The sequence below is a fragment of the Pseudoalteromonas sp. A22 genome, assembly GCF_018141345.1.
In the GTDB taxonomy this organism is placed as follows: domain Bacteria; phylum Pseudomonadota; class Gammaproteobacteria; order Enterobacterales; family Alteromonadaceae; genus Pseudoalteromonas; species Pseudoalteromonas maricaloris.
The window spans coordinates 1,163,387-1,181,296 of the sequence record NZ_CP047237.1; the positions used below are offsets into that span (position 1 = coordinate 1,163,387).

18 protein-coding genes and 1 pseudogene are annotated in these 17,910 nt (G+C 43.5%); 14 read left to right on the plus strand and 5 right to left on the minus strand.

Annotation, left to right across the window (positions count from 1 at the left end):
* Positions 1-122: 122 nt before the first annotated feature.
* The 6 genes and pseudogenes from GSF04_RS04705 to GSF04_RS04730 all read left to right on the plus strand — a co-directional run bounded on the left by GSF04_RS04705 (position 123) and on the right by GSF04_RS04730 (position 6,657).
* Positions 123-2,545: pseudogene (locus GSF04_RS04705) on the plus strand (M1 family metallopeptidase).
* A complete protein-coding gene (locus tag GSF04_RS04710; RefSeq protein ID WP_211856879.1) occupies positions 2,545-3,033 on the plus strand; it encodes a DUF6702 family protein in 489 nt (162 codons plus the stop codon). Before GSF04_RS04705 ends, GSF04_RS04710 begins: the two are co-directional and overlap by 1 nt.
* A 112-nt stretch (positions 3,034-3,145) precedes the next feature.
* Entirely contained in the window at positions 3,146-4,033 is an 888-nt protein-coding gene (locus GSF04_RS04715; RefSeq protein WP_211856880.1) for a hypothetical protein, read from the plus strand.
* 238 nt (positions 4,034-4,271) lie between these two features.
* Entirely contained in the window at positions 4,272-4,865 is a 594-nt protein-coding gene (locus GSF04_RS04720; protein ID WP_211856881.1) for a 1-acyl-sn-glycerol-3-phosphate acyltransferase, read from the plus strand.
* A gap of 334 nt (positions 4,866-5,199) precedes the next feature.
* The gene (locus tag GSF04_RS04725) at positions 5,200-5,901 is read left to right on the plus strand and encodes a hypothetical protein (RefSeq protein ID WP_211856882.1); all 702 of its coding nucleotides are present in this window, start codon (positions 5,200-5,202) and stop codon (positions 5,899-5,901) included.
* A 15-nt stretch (positions 5,902-5,916) separates the two neighbouring features.
* Positions 5,917-6,657 (plus strand): reprolysin-like metallopeptidase, encoded by a 741-nt coding sequence (locus tag GSF04_RS04730; RefSeq protein ID WP_039495419.1) that lies wholly within the window; start codon positions 5,917-5,919, stop codon positions 6,655-6,657.
* Between the two features lie 76 nt (positions 6,658-6,733).
* Here the strand turns inward: GSF04_RS04730 and GSF04_RS04735 are convergent, their stop codons facing one another.
* Complete coding sequence (locus tag GSF04_RS04735; protein WP_193522029.1) at positions 6,734-7,354, minus strand: arylesterase; 621 nt, start codon at positions 7,352-7,354, stop codon at positions 6,734-6,736.
* Between GSF04_RS04735 and GSF04_RS04740 the strand changes: the two genes are divergently transcribed.
* The 3 genes from GSF04_RS04740 (at position 7,353) to GSF04_RS04750 (ending at position 11,334) form a co-directional block, all read left to right on the plus strand.
* Positions 7,353-8,066, plus strand: coding sequence for an ABC transporter ATP-binding protein (locus tag GSF04_RS04740; RefSeq protein ID WP_010376092.1), 714 nt, complete (start codon positions 7,353-7,355; stop codon positions 8,064-8,066). The two genes, GSF04_RS04735 and GSF04_RS04740, sit on opposite strands and share 2 nt — an antisense overlap.
* Complete coding sequence (locus GSF04_RS04745) at positions 8,056-10,557, plus strand: FtsX-like permease family protein (RefSeq protein WP_211856884.1); 2,502 nt, start codon at positions 8,056-8,058, stop codon at positions 10,555-10,557. The genes GSF04_RS04740 and GSF04_RS04745 overlap by 11 nt, the downstream gene beginning before the upstream one ends.
* Before the next feature lie 159 nt (positions 10,558-10,716).
* Complete coding sequence (locus tag GSF04_RS04750) at positions 10,717-11,334, plus strand: HAD family hydrolase (protein ID WP_069021016.1); 618 nt, start codon at positions 10,717-10,719, stop codon at positions 11,332-11,334.
* Between the two features lie 20 nt (positions 11,335-11,354).
* Here the strand turns inward: GSF04_RS04750 and GSF04_RS04755 are convergent, their stop codons facing one another.
* Positions 11,355-11,735, minus strand: coding sequence for a DUF3224 domain-containing protein (locus GSF04_RS04755; RefSeq protein ID WP_045988631.1), 381 nt, complete (start codon positions 11,733-11,735; stop codon positions 11,355-11,357).
* 144 nt (positions 11,736-11,879) lie between these two features.
* Between GSF04_RS04755 and GSF04_RS04760 the strand changes: the two genes are divergently transcribed.
* A complete protein-coding gene (locus tag GSF04_RS04760; protein ID WP_239980908.1) occupies positions 11,880-12,674 on the plus strand; it encodes a helix-turn-helix domain-containing protein in 795 nt (264 codons plus the stop codon).
* 59 nt (positions 12,675-12,733) lie between these two features.
* On the opposite strand, the gene GSF04_RS04765 is transcribed toward GSF04_RS04760, so the two are convergent.
* On the minus strand, positions 12,734-13,291 hold the full coding sequence (locus GSF04_RS04765; protein ID WP_211856886.1) for a TetR/AcrR family transcriptional regulator: 558 nt from the start codon (positions 13,289-13,291) through the stop codon (positions 12,734-12,736).
* 86 nt (positions 13,292-13,377) lie between these two features.
* Here GSF04_RS04765 and GSF04_RS04770 point away from each other — a divergent pair, with 86 nt between their 5' ends.
* A complete protein-coding gene (locus GSF04_RS04770) occupies positions 13,378-13,911 on the plus strand; it encodes a dihydrofolate reductase family protein (RefSeq protein ID WP_211856887.1) in 534 nt (177 codons plus the stop codon).
* 40 nt (positions 13,912-13,951) lie between these two features.
* Here the strand turns inward: GSF04_RS04770 and GSF04_RS04775 are convergent, their stop codons facing one another.
* Entirely contained in the window at positions 13,952-15,325 is a 1,374-nt protein-coding gene (locus GSF04_RS04775) for an MATE family efflux transporter (RefSeq protein WP_211856888.1), read from the minus strand.
* A gap of 95 nt (positions 15,326-15,420) precedes the next feature.
* Between GSF04_RS04775 and GSF04_RS04780 the strand changes: the two genes are divergently transcribed.
* The 3 genes from GSF04_RS04780 (at position 15,421) to GSF04_RS04790 (ending at position 17,427) form a co-directional block, all read left to right on the plus strand.
* Positions 15,421-16,293: a LysR family transcriptional regulator gene (locus GSF04_RS04780; protein ID WP_130165616.1), complete on the plus strand. Its 873-nt coding sequence runs from the start codon at positions 15,421-15,423 to the stop codon at positions 16,291-16,293.
* A 213-nt stretch (positions 16,294-16,506) separates the two neighbouring features.
* Positions 16,507-17,019 (plus strand): hypothetical protein, encoded by a 513-nt coding sequence (locus tag GSF04_RS04785; RefSeq protein WP_039495406.1) that lies wholly within the window; start codon positions 16,507-16,509, stop codon positions 17,017-17,019.
* Positions 17,020-17,073: 54 nt separating this feature from the next.
* Positions 17,074-17,427: a VOC family protein gene (locus GSF04_RS04790; RefSeq protein WP_045988624.1), complete on the plus strand. Its 354-nt coding sequence runs from the start codon at positions 17,074-17,076 to the stop codon at positions 17,425-17,427.
* A 243-nt stretch (positions 17,428-17,670) separates the two neighbouring features.
* Here GSF04_RS04790 and GSF04_RS04795 read toward each other — a convergent pair whose 3' ends face one another.
* Positions 17,671-17,907, minus strand: a complete 237-nt coding sequence (locus GSF04_RS04795) for a helix-hairpin-helix domain-containing protein (protein ID WP_130165615.1) — start codon at positions 17,905-17,907, stop codon at positions 17,671-17,673.
* Positions 17,908-17,910 lie beyond the last annotated feature (3 nt).

Sequence of the window (17,910 nt, forward strand, 5' to 3'; positions counted from 1 at the left end):
GTAGAAGGTTTTATTTGTCTTCCTTTGTCACCATGTAAATCCCCTCTACTCACTCAGAGCAAAAAACTGAAATAAAAATGTTTATCGGTCAATGCCTTGGCATGATAAAACGGGAAATAACAATGAAAAAATCAACACCAGCTATGCCTTTATTGGTTGCACTCGCGCTATCCGGTGTCGCACACGCCAGCGCCATTTCACAAACCAAAGGGCATTTTGAAGATAAGTTTCGCCAATTAGACGAGACTTTACCGACCCCAAATATCTACCGCAGCGCAGCCGGTGAGCCCGGAGAGCGTTATTGGCAACAAAAGGTGGATTATGATATTGATGTAAATTTGGACGAGAAAGCCAAAAGATTAACCGCTACGCAGACCATACATTACAAAAATAACTCTCCTCACACCCTCAAATATTTATGGCTACAATTAGACCAAAATATCTTCAAAAACGATTCAATCGCTGAACGCACTGCAACCTTTGGGAACGAATTACAGAGTAATCCGGTTACAAAACACGCAAAAATTTCACTAAATCAACTCAGACGCCAGCAGTTTATGGATGACACAGAACTTGGTTTTGTCATTAATAATGTCAAGGACGGTCGCGGTAAACCGCTCAAGATCACGATTGTCGATACCATGATGCGTGTTGACCTAAACGAACCGCTCAAACCAGGTAAAGAGCTACAATTTAGTATGGACTTCGCCTTTAATATTGTTGAAGAAGATGCGGTTGGCGCACGTTCGGGTTATGAGCACTTTGAAAAAGATGGTAATGACATCTTTTTGCTCGCGCAATGGTTCCCTCGTCTAACGGCGTATACAGATTATGAAGCTTGGACCAATAAGGCGTTTCTTGGCAGTGGTGAGTTCACGCTCGAATTTGGTGACTACGACGTTGAAATCACGGTGCCGGCCGATCATATCGTTTCTGCAACCGGTGAGTTAGATAACCCAAAGCAAGTTCTGAGCAAAACCCAGCGTGACAGACTAGCGCAAGCAAAAACAGCAAAACGCCCGGTATTTGTCGTTACTGAAGAAGAAGCGCTAGAGAACGAAAAAGCCGGCACAGATGACACCAAAACGTGGCGCTTTAAGGCCAAAAATGTGCGCGATTTTGCGTGGGCTTCATCACGTAAATTTATGTGGGATGCTAAAGGCTATCAGCAAGGTGGTGACGAACAGCCGCTCGTGATGGCCATGTCATTTTTCCCCAAAGAGGGGGGGACTTGTGGAAAAAATACTCCACCGAAGCCGTTATTCATACCATGGAAGTCTATTCACGCTTCTCGTTTGATTACCCCTATCCAACCGCGCAATCGGTAAATGGTCCTGTCGGTGGGATGGAATATCCGATGATCACTTTCAATGGTCCGCGTACGAAATTGCAAGATGATGGCTCTCGCACCTATTCACTGGCCGAGAAACGTTTTTTAATCGGCGTTGTCATTCACGAAGTGGGGCATATCTACTTCCCCATGATAGTCAACTCAGACGAGCGCCAATGGACATGGATGGACGAAGGTCTCAATAGCTTTTTAGATGGCGTTGCTGGCCGCGAATGGGATCCCACCATTCCTTGGGGCGTTGAGCCAAGAGATGTTGCTGCCTACATGAAATCTGAAGATCAGTCTCCAATCATGACGCAATCAGACAGCGTATTGCACCTCGGTCCAAATGCCTACACTAAACCTGCTGCAGCGCTTAATATTCTGCGCGAGGTGATTTTAGGTCGTGAGCTATTCGATTTTGCATTTAAAGAATATGCCCTACGCTGGAAATATAAACGCCCAACGCCCGCCGACTTCTTTAGAACGATGGAGGAAGCTTCTGGGGTCGATTTAGATTGGTTCTGGCGTGGCTGGTTTTACAGCACAGATCATGTCGATATCTCATTAGATAAAATCTATCAATTGCGGTTAGACACCAAAAACCCAGACATTGACTTTGGCCGCCTACGTGAGTTTGAAAAGAACAAACCAATCTCGTTGTTCGTCAAACGCAATCAAGAACAAGGGCGCGCACTTTGGATTGATAAAAACCAAGACATAACAGACTTTTACGATAGTAATGACCAGTTTACGGTAACCAATGAAGAACGAAATGAGTATCGTGAGTTTTTATCTGAGCTTAAACCTTGGGAAAAACGTACCCTTGAGCGCGCGGTAAAAGAAGACAAAAACTATTATGTGCTTAAGTTTAGTAATGTCGGTGGACTCGTGATGCCAATCTTACTTGAGCTCACGTACCAAGATGGTAGCAAAGAAGAGCGAACTATCCCTGCCGAGATTTGGCGTCGCAATGCCCGTAACGTCAGCAAGCTAATTATTACAGATAAAGATAAGCCGCTTGCATCCGTGACTGTTGATCCGCGATGGGAAACTGCTGACGTTGATATCGAGAATAACCATTACCCAAGGCGCATTATAGAATCCCGCCTAGAACTCTATAAAAAGAAAGAGCGTGAAGGTAAAGTGTATCGCGATATCATGCAAGACGTGAAAGCCGAGCTAAAACCATTCGAAGAGAAAAAGGATAACTAATGAAAACCTGGCGCTTAGCCTGTTTACTGGTGCTGATTTCGCCGCTTTGTCAGGCGCACCAATTAAAAGCAGCGATCACCACTGTTTTATTTAACGAACGCAGTGGCAATATCGAGATCATGCACAGATTTTATCTCCATGATACTGAGCATGCGATAGAGAGCCTACTGAGTCAAAATGCCGACATCTTTAACAATGCTGCAGATAGAGCAAGCTTTGCGGATTATGTCAGTAAGCACGTTAAAATCAAAACAGGCGCAGGGAAAGTGCTGCCTTTAAATTTGGTTGGTGCGGAAATCGATGGCCAATTCTTTTGGGTATATCAAGAAACCCCGCTGTTCTCACCAATAACAGAGCTTAAAATGCGTCACAATGCACTCAGAGATGTGTGGTCAGAACAAGTCAATTTAGTAAACTTCGAAGGCAAAGGAAAAGTCAGGTCGCTGCACTTTGATGGCAATGATGATTGGCTAAGCGTCACGTTTTAGGTTATCTAACTCGCTAAAGTAAAAAGGCACTTCGGTGTCTTTTTTACTTTATCAACTCATGTTCTGCGCTAAAGTTAAAGCATACATTGTGAACGCGCGACGAGGAAAAGGAATGATAGCCTCAATAAAGCTGGTTTTAACCTTCATATTACTAACGTCATATAGCGTCTGTGCAAGCGATCTTGTGCGCTATAACATCTCTAAAGAATTTGCCGATCCCAAACAAGACTACTACATCGCGCTGTTAAGACTGGCTCTAAATAAGAGCCGCGATAAATACGGCGCTTACCAACTCATTGAAAACTCTTTCGATCACACCCCCCAAGGACGCACCTTAGAAATTTTGGAGCAAGGGAAGCTTTTAGATGTTCACTGGAGCATGACGTCAATCCAACGGGAAAAAAGTTTAGCAACGGTATATGTGCCGTTACTTAAAGGGATGATGGGGGCGCGTTTATTTCTTATCCATAAAGATACCGAGGAAAGACTCTCCCTACTTAACTCACCCGCCCAATTAATGAGCTTCACGCTTGGCAGTGGTATCGATTGGCCTGATACCTCAATCTACGAAAAAAATGGCTTTGTTGTGGTTACTAGCATGGCAGCCCTATTACCTAAAATGCTAGAAGAAAAGCGCTTTGAGCTCTTTCCTCGTGCGCTTCACGAACCATGGACGGAGTTACAAAGTATGAATAGTGCAGTGGTAGAATCCAAGTTCGCATTTTGTTATCCCACCGCCATGTATTTTTTCGTCAATAAAAACAACCGTCGACTCAAGGAGCGCCTTACCTATGGCCTCAACAAAGCAATAGAAGACGGCTCGTTTGATAAACTGTTTTTCAATCACCCAATTACTCGTGAAGCCATTGCAAAAGCTAAATTTGAAGAGAGAAAAGCATTAAAACTGCAAAACCCAAACTTGAGTGGCCACACAAGGGATACCCTGTTTAACCCCAAATATACTTGGCAACCTATCCACCAGTGCATATCACCCAACTAAACCTAGCTCAGAGCGACAAGCTATTGAAACTTGAATTATCGGCTTTGGTTAATTAATCTGGGGCGGGGATACAGCAGTAAGGGATCGACATTAGTTCAATCATGCTTTTGTAGATTTCTCTGCCTATTCAGTAGTTCATTTTACACGATGGTATCGTACACCAGCGCTGGCTACCTAAAGTTGTCAACTAAAATAAATTCACCATCAATAAATAATAAAAACAAAGAAGGCCGATACCTTGATCAATATTCCACCTAATATCCCACGCTCGAACAGCCCTATTGGTCGAAAACTTGGAAACTTGATGCTTAAGATGATGGGATGGAGGATAGCTGGCACTTTCCCAAGTGAAGACAAATTCGTAGCAGCCGTCGCGCCGCATACATCAAACTGGGATTTCTTTATTGGCATTGCTGTCAAGCTTGCACTTGATGTTGAAATTCGTTTTTTAGGCAAGCACACCATTTTTATCCCACCATTTGGCTGGCTATTACGTAAATGGGGCGGTATTCCGGTTAGGCGAGATACACCTCATGGTATGGTCGCGCAGGTTCGCGATATCTTCAATGCCAACGACCAATTAATTTTGGGCCTAGCCCCAGAAGGGACTCGTAAATACACCTCAGAATGGAAAAAAGGTTTTATCTACATAGCACAATCCGCCGAAGTCCCCATTGTGCCTATGGCAATAGACTACCGTAGTAAAACTTTTGTTGTTATGCCGGCGATTAACAATACTACAGAGCTCACTCCAGATCAGTTACTTCACCAAGTCAAACAACAGTTTTCAAAACAAATGGCAAAATACCCTGAACACGCATCAGGACTATGAATAAAAGCGTCAACTAAAGCTGAAAACTTTAAATATACAAATCAACTAGATAGAGACTAACAGATAAATAATGCCACTAATTGAAAAAATAAAGTCAATCTAATCAATTACTTTAAAAAGACACACTTTAGTTACATTAGTTTGACAACCCCACTACTTAACACATTTAACCACACCACATTGTAAAGATTTGTTAATGAGATTTATACATATATATCATGAAGATATTTAATTTTAATGAATCCAGATGAAAACACTTGGTAAATTAAAAGTTGATCACAAACCCGCAAAATGAATAGTATTTCACCACTTATTAACGTATTCGTGGTGGATTATGCGATTGCTCATTGTTGCATTACTTGTTGGTTTTATTGGAATTGCTTTTTGGAAAATGATGCCTGAAGCTCAACTTTCACATGCAAATGTAATTCAAGTTTCGAACAACACAGAAGATGAGTCGAAGGCGACACTAGAGCTTGACACGCTTGAACAAGGTTCTAAGCAAGCCATCACCACAACAGCGCCAATACAAAAAAGTAGCGACTTTTATGCGGTGAATAAGGTATCGAATAAAGCAAAAGCCGTGCTATCAGCCGCAAAGGTTTTACCACAAGACTTAAACAATGAAGCTTATATTGAGTTTGACTTACCTACACTCAGAAAATTAGAAGGCGGCGATAACTTTGAATTGCTTATTCCGCAAACACAAGAGTCATTTGTAGCAGAAGTGACCGGCATATCCTTAGCAGAAAACGGCGATAAAAGCGTCTTTGGTAAGGTCACTGGTGCTGATGGTCGTTTCCATACCACCGTTTTGACGGTAGGCAAAAACGCCGTATATGGTCAACTCACCGCACCAAGCGGCAACTATGTATTCGAATCAAAAGACCAATTTGGCTGGATCGCAGCCAAGCGAGACTTATATCGCTCTCACAAAGAAGAAGAACTGCACCCGCATGATAGTCATGACGAAACAGAACATAACTCAGTTTCTGTGAAGGAAGATATTTTTCAACCCAAAAGTAACGTTAACTAAAAGAAAGGAAAAACAATGAATACAACAGTAAAGGCAGCATCGCTGGCAACAGCACTCGCTCTATCTGCAAGCGCATCAGCAGTCACCGTTGATATCGGTATTCTTTATACTGACCAGTCAGCGGCTGCTACATCAAACATTAATACTAAAATCAATCAGTTGATTGCGTTTACAAACCAAGTTTACAGCCAGAACGGTATCGATCTGCAACTACGCCTTGCAGGTACGCAAAACTTAGGTAACTACAACATCACACCAACGAGTGCTTGGTTAGACTCTGTGACTAACAGCAGCTATGTAGCTAACCTACGTAATACTTGGCGTGCAGATATGGTCGCAGTACTTGGTACAGGTGAGCGCAATGGTAACTACATCACATGTGGTCTAGCTTGGGTAGGTCAAGGTAGCAATGGCAACCTATATTCAAGCATGAGCAACCGTATGTTCAGCATTACAGGTATCGATTGTGGTGCAACAACATTTGTTCATGAACTTGGCCACAATCAAGGTCTAGCGCATTCACGCAAACAAGGTGACACCAGCGGTGGTGTATACGTTGATGGCATGGGCCACGGTGTACAAGACAACTTCGCCAGTATCATGGCTTACCCACATGTATTTGGTAATGCAACACAGTACGACTACTTCGCAAACCCGAACTGGTCTCTTGGCGGTGTGCCTTACGGTGTCGTTGGTCAATCATATGCTTGGAAAACGGTAGATGCGACTAAAACGAGCATCGCAAACTTCAAGTAATCGCTTTACGTTCAAGTTTCAAACTAAAACACACCCAAACCCGCGCTCTTAGCGGGTTTTTTCGCGCTTAGTATGCTTACTTTGTCAGCCATTGATTTATTTCTTGATACATAAAGTCGCGGATTAGAGGTTGTGCTTCTTTGTTTGGGTGTAGGTTATCGTTTTGCATTAACTCCGGTTTGTCCGCCACTTCTAACATAAAGTAGGGCATTAGATAGCTACCGGTTTGCTCTGTCACTTGTTGGTAGCTCTCGGTAAACATACTGGTATAACGTGGACCTAAGTTAGGAGGTATTTGGATTTCCATTACAGCAACGTTGGCGCCTGCTTGTTGACTAGATTGCACCAGCTGTGTGAGATTTGCCTTTAACCTTTTTACAGGGAAACCGCGCAAGCCATCATTACCGCCCAACTCGATTAATACATGAGTAGGCGAAATCGTTTTCAATTGCTGATTTATTTTTGCCACAGCATTACCTGTTGTTTGACCGCTAACGCTAACATTGATAATTTCGATCGGATTTTGTTCTGTTTCGTATTTATTTTGTAACAATTTAACCCAACCATCATCTTGTTTCAGGCCATAAGCGGCGCTTAAGCTATCACCAACTATCATGAGTTTTTGCTTGGCATTTGCGCTTAACGGCGTCATTACAATAACAAGTATGAACAACAACTTTAGGAAATAGTACTTCATGTCAGTGCTTTCTCAGTTAAATATGATCCAAGTAAAAGGCCTTACTAAACAGGTCTCTACCGTCGAAGGTAATCTCACTATCCTTAGTGATATCGATTTCACTGTCAAGTCAGGTGAGTCCGTGGCAATCGTTGGCGCTTCAGGCTCTGGTAAGTCAACCTTACTTAGTTTGCTTGCCGGCTTAGATATCGCATCCAAAGGAGAAGTTCATTTAGATGGCGAATCATTGCAAAAAATGGATGAAGAAGCTCGAGCTCAACTGCGAGCAGAAAAAGTCGGCTTCGTATTTCAGTCATTTATGTTAGTGCAAAGCTTAACGGCGCTTGAAAATGTGATGCTTCCTGCTGAATTAGCTGGGGACAAAGGTGCAAAAAATCAAGCGACAGAGTTATTAGAAAAGGTTGGCTTGTCTCATCGTCTAACGCACTACCCTTCACAACTTTCGGGTGGCGAACAGCAACGAGTGGCCATCGCCAGAGCCTTTGTTGGCAAACCCAAAATCTTATTCGCCGACGAGCCATCGGCCAATTTAGACAGTAAAAACGGCCATCTTATCGAGCGTTTGCTGTTTGACCTAAACAAAGAGAATGGCACCACTTTGGTGCTTGTTACCCATGATGAGCAACTCGCTCAACAGTGTGATCGCATTATTCATATTGAAGCTGGAAAACTAGAAGTAATAAAACAAGGAGCGGCTGTCAATGTGGTTTAAGTTAGCACTTACTTTATTCTCTAGGGAATTTAGACGAGGCGAGCTCACCATCATCCTAGCTGCAATTGCGCTTGCAGTATTGACTGTGTTTAGCTTGTCTTCCATTACCGAGCGGATCCGTTTGAATTTGGAACAAAAATCCGCAGATTTTATTGCTGCTGACAGGCGGCTTTCAAGCAACCATGATTTCGACGACCGAGTACTGACCACAGCACGAGAGTTTGGCTTAAATACCGCTAAGCAAGTGTATTTTGACTCGATGTTATTTGCCAACGATGAGTTAATACTTGGCGCGCTAAAAGCAGTGACAGAGACATATCCACTTAGAGGTAAGCTTACTTTAAGAGATAGCCTTAATGGTGAGAATTACCAAGTTCAAGCCGCTCCGAAAAAGGGCAATGTATGGCTCAGCGAAGGCTTGTTTTATTCCCTTGGCCTTAACATTGGCGACGTGGTAGAAATAGGGGCAGGGCAGTTTACCGTGAGTAAGGTGCTTATTAGCGAGCCTGATGCCCCTTTCTTCTCGCTGGCGGGGAACAAACGCGTCCTTATTAATTATGATGATATTGCGGTGACTAAAGCCATTCAACCCGGAAGCCGAGTATTTTACCGCCTACTATTTTCGGGCTCAGAGCAGCAGCTGGGAGAGTACTACACTTGGCTCAAGCCACAACTCAAGAGCAACCAATCTTGGCAGGGAATAAAAGACAGGCAATCACCTTTGGGTGAAAACTTAGCTCGCTCAGAGAGCTTTTTGCTCCTTGCTGGACTATTTGGGATCATGCTCGCTGCCGTAGCGATGGCGGTTTCTGCAAAGCGCTATTGTGAGCGCCAATATGATCCCGTCGCCATGATGAAAACGCTCGGTGGTAGTCGCAAAACCATCCGCCGTATTTATCTTTTACACCTTTCTTTAGTGACCTTTTTTTCCGTTGTAGCCGGTCTTGCTATCGGTTACGGACTGCAAAGTATAGGAGCCGCTTACCTAATTAACTTTATGGATACGGCCCTGCCTGAAGCAGGGTTTAGGCCTTGGCTGTTGTGCATTGCCGTGGGTGTGGTGTGCGCCATGATGTTTTCATTAAAACCACTATTAGATTTATTTGATATCCCGCCGCTGCGCGTCCTAAGACGCAACCTTGGAGACACCATCGCGATTAGCCGAATTCATATGGCGCTTTCAGTGTTAACTATTTTTGGGTTAATGTGGCTATTTAGTCGCGATATTAAGATCACCGCGATTTTATTCGGCGCAACCTTGCTACTCATGGCCGTGCTATACGTGATCTCACGACTATTATTTTCAGCGGGCAGAAAACTAGGGTTGAGCCCGGGCTCAAGTTGGTCTTTAGCCATTGCCACACTGCAAAAACGTGCCAATGCAAATGCAGTACAGCTTATTAGCTTTGCTCTGGCTATCAAATTAATGTTGTTTTTAGTGGTGTTGAAAAATGACATGATCTCAGATTGGCAGATGCAAGTTCCAGAAGACGCACCCAATGCGTTTTTTATCAATATCATGGAACAAGAAATTCAGCCAATGCAAAGCAAACTCGATGAAAGTGGTATCAAGCATGAACATTTTTATCCCGTCTTTTTGGGCCGTGTAAATGCGCTGAATGGCGAAGAATTTGCGCGCAGGGTCTCACTACAAGAAGGTGAAGAAAAAGACGAAGACGCACGAGAAGGGGTAGGGAGAGAGCTCAACCTTACCTGGCTAGATGAATTGCCAGCGGGCAATGAAGTAGTCGATGGCGAGTGGTTTGACGACTCTGATGCGCTTCAAGTTTCCGTCGCTCAAGGGCTTGCCGAGCGGGTAGGGATAAAAGTGGGGGACACGCTTAGCTTCCTAATCAATAGCCAAACAATTGAAGCCAAAGTAACGAGTTTACGTAGTGTCAATTGGGGCTCGCTGAAACCTAACTTTGTGATGATATTTAACGATAAAATCGCCGGCCAATTCCCAGTGACTTACTTTACTGCCGCCAAGCTTGAAATAGCTGACACTAAGGTTATTAGTCAGTTTTTGAAAGCGTATCCAACAATTAGCATGATCGACATTCAAAGCCAGCTCAAACAGGCGCAGTCGATGATTTCTCAAGTCTCACTGGCGATTAGCTTTGTACTTAGTATCGTGCTTATCAGCGGTTCTTTGGTGCTCATTTCTCAGGTTCAGGCGAGCCTTGCCGAACGTATGCAAGAAATCGTTATCTTGCGCACACTCGGTGCCAAAGGTCGTTTGATAAAACTCGCCACGCTTTATGAGTTTTTATTACTTGGCGGATTAGCAGGGCTGGTAGCTGCCGTGGTCAGTGACATTGCACTTTTTGTGATCCAAGTCCAAACATTCGATGTAGATGGCCGCTTGCACCCCTATATTTGGCTATTAGGGCCTGCAACTGGCGCAACTTTCGTCGCTGTGATTGGTTACTTTATGGTGGCGAACACTATGAAACAAAACACGCAAGGGCTACTACGCAAACTCGCATAAAACTTCGAAAAGTCTAAAAAGTGGCTCACCGTTACCCTCAGTGAGCCACTCATCTCGCAAAAGCAAAACTCCATCGTCTTGATCTTTACAAACTTCAATTACGTACCTACCTTTAAGTAGGGCTACGCAGTACACATGCGAAACCAAAGGATATTAAAAATGGATAGGATACCGGTTAAAGGCATCATTTTTGACCTAGATGGCACACTAGTGACATCTGAACTCGACTTCTCACTTATTCGGGCACAAATTGGCTGTCCGGTAGGGCAAGACTTACTCAGTTTTATCAGTACATTGCCTTCACCTTACATGCGTGAAGAGGCCATGAACATCGTCCACCAACATGAATTATGTGACGCACAGCACTGTGAAGTTATTCCTGGGGTTAAGGAGTCTGTTGCGCACCTTTCGAGAATGGGTGTCCCGCTTGCCGTTGTGACCAGAAACTTTGCAAAAGCGGCGCGATTGAAGCTTAAAACAGCGGGATTGCCAATTCCATTGATTTTAACGAGAGACGACGCGCCAGCCAAACCAGACCCAGCCGCACTGCTGCAAGTTGCTCAGACCTGGCAAGTGCCACCTTATCAATGTGTTTATGTTGGCGATTACCTCTACGATATAGAGGCAGCACATAACGCCAATATGCCGTCATGCTTGTTTGCCCCCAATGACAAACCTCACTACGCAGAGCAAGCAGATGTCGTCATTAGTCACTTTGCTGAGTTAGTTGATGCGCTGTACACGCTAGACATGAGAAGACACCGCTACTTAGCCTAGCGCCAATAACATTGAAGCTATCAGTTATGTGTTATTTGGTAGTTTGCCTTTTTTCCCTCAGTCGACTCAAATGACCCTTTGTCACCCACCGCAATCGCGTCAACATCGCTCTGTACCACCGTAAAATTACTATGTGCTTTACCGTGCTTAAAACGACCATCGTGCATCAATACAACCTTACCTTGTTGCCCAGAAAAGCCCCCGGTTACTGCTTCAAAGCCATTAAACTCAACATCTCCTTCTTCGGTATAGTGAAGCTGATAATAAACTTCGCTACTGCCTTCAATTTCGCCTTCATAACTGAGGCTCACCACGGCTTTGGAGAGTTTAGCACCATCATCAAATTGTTTTTCTGTGGTTTCTTGCCAATTGATAATTTCGTACACACCTGTTAGTTGCATCGCATTTCCCTTAATTTTATAGTAGAAGAGTTTGACCTTGCTCTGCAGTTTCATGCAGCTTGTTTTAAATCTAGCACGCAATTTAAAATTGGTATTGTAAAAACACGACATCAAACAATAAGCTCTATCCATAACAAGGCAGCGATGAAATCTAACCTTAGCCCAATCAACGGCGTACTTCACCAACAACAAAGCGCGCCAAACTACCAGCTTAGACGGTATTTCCCATGCACAGAGTTAAAAGATCTTGTCGAGCAATTTTGGTTTGTCGACTGGTGTTTGCCGGATAATAAAACTCATACACAAAGAAACTTACCAGATCCCAACTTTCATTTGCTGCAAAGTACCGATGAAATAAAAATTATTGGCCCTGTAAGCAAAGTATACGATTACACAATGCGTGGAAAAGGGCAGCTCTTGGGGGTTAAATTTAGGGTCGGTGCCCTAGTGGAGCAATTTAATATCACCCCTTTGGCATGTGTCGATAAAACCTTTTCTTGGGAGCATCTTTGCGATGTGCCATCGAGTCCGCTGGTTTCTTCATTAACCATGGCAAGTGATGATGCAGAGCGGGTAAAAGTGCTATCACAATTTTTAATGTCGTTTACACTCCCTCAAAGCACAGGTGCTGCTATGGCTGAATATATTCTCAACACCTTGCAAGATCACAGCGATATTTTTACGGTTGAGCAACTTGCTAAACACTGCGACATGCCAATACGAAAAATACAAAGGCTTTGCCAACACTACATAGGTTTTAGTCCTAAATGGCTAATTCGAAAGTATCGCCTGCACCAAGCACTTGCACTGCTTGAATCCAATGTGACTACGATGGCAGATATTGTTGCTCAGTTGGACTATACCGATCAGTCCCACCTTATAAGAGATTTTAAAGAAATAATCGGCACCACTCCAAACCGTTATCTCAAGCGCCCCTAACAGGTACTTCGCCTCTATGTGTTGTAATGCCCCTTTACAACGCCACAACGCAATGACACTTAAGCCTCAATCGCTTTACAAATTAGTGCAATTGCACCGCTTGTCATCGAGACATTTAACGCTTCTCTATCTGGGTTACACTCCATAGCGAGTGCTACCCCATGTAAATAATCAACCAGTAAGCAAATCGCATCTTGTTGTGCCTGCCCTTGTAATTCAAGCGTTTGAGTCACTTCTTCAAATCGAGTTTGAAATACTTGAGCTGGACCTACTGAGTCCATTGACAGCAGCACAGTTAACAACCCTGGATAGTCATCGAGTAGCTGTAAATAACTTGCACTGAGCTTTTGTAGTTCTGTTTGCCACTTTTCAGCGCAGCTAGGTTCATAGATTTCATCGACTAAAGAGCAGGTCAAAGCTTCGAGCAAAGCCTGTTTGTTTTTAAAGTAATGATAAATTGCCATCGCATCGACATTTAGGCTGCTCGCCAACGCTCGAATACTAGGCACTTTTCTGCTTTCCTTCATCTGCAATTTGGCTGTTTGTATGATCCGCTCCTGACTTAGTGCTTCACCTTCAGCTAACGGTCGGCCACGCTTCTTATCCTTGACACTCATTGTTTACTCTCGCTAAGATAAAATAAATTCTACGCCGTAGAATTTATTTTATCTTGAAATGGTTTAGAGTTCAATTGGAGTATAAGATGGCAAACATCGTCTATATTGGGGCAAGTCTAGACGGCTTTATCGCGGGTAAAAACAACTGCTTAGACTGGCTACACGATTTACCCAACTCTGAAGGTTCAGACTTGGGGTTCGCCGATTTTATGGCCCGCGTAGATGCCATCATCATGGGACGTAATACCTTTGAGACAATCCAAGGATTTGATTGCGAATGGCCATACAATAAACCTGTTTTTGTACTAAGTAATACGCTTAAAGATGTACCAAAAGTCTTTTCAGATAAGGTGTCGCTTGTACGAGGTGAACTGACAGATATCGTCAAACAACTGGCTCAGCAGGGCTTTAAAAACCTTTACATTGATGGCGGAAAAACCATACAAAGCTTTCTTCAACAAGATCTCATTGATGAGCTAATTATCACGACCATTCCAACTATTTTAGGTGGCGGAATACCTTTATTCGGAGGATTAAACGAACCGCTTAAATTTAGACATGTGAATGCTGTGAGATATTTAGATTGCGTGGTAAAAAATTACTACATACGCCAAAGATAACCCTAAGAAGGCGCTTAAAATAAGCGCCTACAGTATGCAACTAAGCGCACTGCTTATCACCTGACGTAGCCTCCATCTCTGCATGCTTTAACTGATATAAATCACGCCAAAGTAGAGGGATGATAATAACGGTTAACGTGATGTTTGAGATAGGTACCGCAAGCCACACCCCATCAACACCAAACCAGAAGGGCAATAAATATAAAAACGGCAATTGCACCAACATATTTCCAAGCGAAATAGCCAACGCTTTACCGCCTTTACCTACCGCAACAAAGTACATCGAGGTAAGAAATATAAAGCCATCCAAGAATAACGTGGATAGATGCAGCTGCAAACCACGCTCGGCCGCGCTGAGCAAAGCCAAATCCTCACTGAAGAGCCCAAGTACATCCTTCGGAAACAGATAAAACATCGTTACCATCATCACACCAACACCCAAGCTCACTTTGAGTGCCAGCTTAAACATAGTGTGAATGCGCTGGTAAAGGCCTGCTCCATAATAATAACTGATAGGTGGCTGGACACCATTCGCTACGCCTTCTGCGATAAAATAGTAAATAACGCCAAGGTAACCAACCACAGCGAAAGCTGCAACCTCAACTTCACTGGCAAATATCAGCAACTGCTTGTTGTGTAACGCAACGATAAAGCCAAAATATAAAAACATCACCAACCCTGCAGCGCCTAACTTTAGTATTTCCAGAGCTAGTGGCTGATTAAACGCGCCTTTGGGTTTACTTTCGTCACTAGAAGTGAGCAAAAAGTAGAGTGCCGCCAGTGCGACTATCCCTTGTGAAATCAGCGTAGCAAGTGCAGCACCGGGCAGTTGCCATTGCATGTTCACAATCATAAAATAATCGAGCACTATATTGCTGAGCGCCCCTATAATTAGCAACGCTGTTGCCATTTCTGGTTTACCGTTGTTTCTTAGTAGTAACGGCAGCGCACCTGCCGCAATGGTAACCCCAGCTCCCCAATTCAATACCTGTAAGTAGGCCAAACTGGAATGTAAAAGTTCGCCCGATGCACCTTGAAGCTCGAGCAAACTCGGTCCGAATAATACAAGGACAATCATTGCAACCACAGCCAATATAGCGATGAGCCAAAAGCTGGTGCTCATCAGCTGCTGCACACCTGTATTGTCGCCAGCGCCACGATAAATCGACAGCAAACTGCCAGCTCCCATCCCGACTAAAACGCCAAAACCAATAATGATCCCTATAATGGGCCAAGCAAGGTTTACAGCGGCCAACCCCTGAGCACCAAGGTAGTGACCAATAAAAATACCATCGACGATTTGGTACAATCCATTGACCATCATTGCGACAACGGCAGGGATGGTATAACGCCAAAAAGTGCGGGTAACGTTAGCGTCTTTTGTGGGGGTTTTGCTCGCTGAATCTAACAGCATGATGAAATCCTTAAGCAAGAAAAACGGTTATTATCCTTGTAATTGAGATTGGTCAAAATTAGTATCCATCCGGAATTCGGATAGGTTAAATAATCATGCATTGGACACTCGATCAACTCGAAGCCTTTGTCACCGCCGTCAGGTTGGGGTCATTTTCAGCTGCAGCAAGACACTTGGGGAAGGCACAATCTCGGGTCAGCACCGCAATTGCCAATCTGGAAGCCGATCTAGGCTTTGCACTTTTTGACCGCTCCGCCAGACTGCCAGTGTTAAATCAAGCTGGTCTCGATCTGTTTAAAGAAGCCGAAGCGGTGCTCATGCAGTGTCAGCGACTGCAATCAAGAGCCAATTCTCTTAATAGTGGCGAAGAGGTGTCTCTCACCGTTGCCATGGATGAAGCAGTACCCATCATCGCATTTGAATCTTTGTTTGAACGATTGGCTCAGCAATTTCCGTTATTAAAATTAGCCATTATTAATGGCTCTCAAGACGACATTGCACAATGGGTAAGCGCAAAAAGGGCAGAAATAGGCATTTTATTTCACCAAAAACCATTGCCAGAATCGCTGGATTTCACTTCGATAAACAGCTTTAAACAAATCTTGATCTGCTCCCCTCACCACCCGCTGGCACAACATCCAGCCCCGAGTATTGAAGAGCTAAATCGACATCGGCAGCTCGTAATACGCGACCGCATTGGTAATACTCAGTCACAAGCCATATCCACAAGCCATTGGCACATTGACAGTTACTATTACATCATGGGTTTAGTCATTAGAGGCGTTGGTTGGGCATTAGTACCTGAACATGTTGTCAATACGCCTTGGTACATGGGAGAACTATTCGAGCTGTCAACCGAGCATATTCCTAACTCTTTGGTCGTCGAAATGGGCATAGTGCAACGCAGAGAACAAAGTAAAGGCCCTATTGTGCAGTGGCTTTATAACGAAACAGCTAACTTATTCTGAGTAAACCTATACTGTCAAATTAAAGCCATACAGGCTCTGCATAATCTGGTATTTTTTCTACACTGATGGTTAAATTGATCTGTTTTGGATAAATTTCCTTTTAGCAAACACCAGTAACAAAAGTTCACATTTACATAGTAGAGTGGAATTAATACTGAGAACCAATTTAGGAGCACGTAGTTTTATTGTTTAAGACTGCAGTTAGGATACATTATGTTTGATAAAAATACGCTTATTGAAGCCTACGAAAACGTTTTAATTACGCTTATTAAGAAGCGTATCAACGAGTTAAAATTTTATGTAAATCAAAGTACTTATTCTCATATGTCGTTATCTGTTGAATTTTGGCATTACGATGTAAATTGGAATATCTACAGCCTGCCCGACAGCCGTTTCGAGCAGCATAAAAACGTTGCTTCAGACGAGTTTATCATCTTGTCTGATTTTGAAGATGATTGTCCAGAAGTCAGTAAACTGAGAGACATTTTCGAGAGCTGGGAAGATATAGAACTCGTTGAAGACGAGGACGAGAATATGGATATGTTGTTCAAGCTATCTCATGAAGCGCTCGCCGAGGCACTATGCGGAAACGAAGTAAAACCACTATTACTAGACATCTTTGCTGAAAATAAGGCGTTAAAAAACAAACCGTTTAACGAGCTTATCAAAGTAGAAGATCCGGACGGACGTTTTGATCTCAACTTTATAGCAGCCGCTTCTCAGTAGGGCGGTGAAACAAAGTTTTAAGCACACGCTTAGACATATTTGGAGCTTAGTCTAATGAAAGTAAAACGGATTATTTCAAATATTAACACCCCCAACCCAGAGGATGCCGCAGTATTCTATGAACGTGTCTTTGGTCTTGAGCTTGTCATGGACCATGGCTGGATTAAAACTTTTAGTTCAGGTGAAGAAATGATCGCACAAATTAGTGTGGCATCTGAAGGGGGATCAGGAACGCCTGTGCCTCAATTATCCATAGAAGTCGACGACCTTGACACCGCTTTGAATAGAGTTGTTGCGGAGCAAATACAGATTGAGTATGGACCCGTGTCGGAGCCCTGGGGTGTGCGCCGCTTTTATGTTCGGGATCCTTTTGGCTACTTAGTGAATGTTCTACAACACGAAAAGTAAGCTACTTTTATCGCAGCAGATTGATTATTCGTTGCAACAAATAATAAGGGAGCTTTCTTGCAAACACTCCCTTATTCATCACTTCAAAGGAGCCCTGATTTAAAAACCTGTAGTTTAAGTTGCAACCCGATGTACGATGGTTAACTCATATTCTCAGCTGCGGATGATAGAGCGGTAAAACCCATAAATCTAACCCACTAAATGTAAAGGGGCTTTACATCACACCACCCATAAACCAGTCAGTTAACTTACTTCTTTGGCTTTGGTAATAGCAGCTTGGATCGCAGCTTTGGCCTGTGGGCTGTTTTTCCAACAAGTTGTTCGCAACATAGAAGCGACCCGCTCAGCAATTTCTTCAACTTCATAAGTCGCAAGTTCGCTCAAACTGCAAATACCGATTTCTTCAAAACGCTTTATTACCGTAGGGCCAACTCCCTTGAGTGCGAGTAAGGTGTCTTTTTCACTTTCAGAGAAAACCATAAT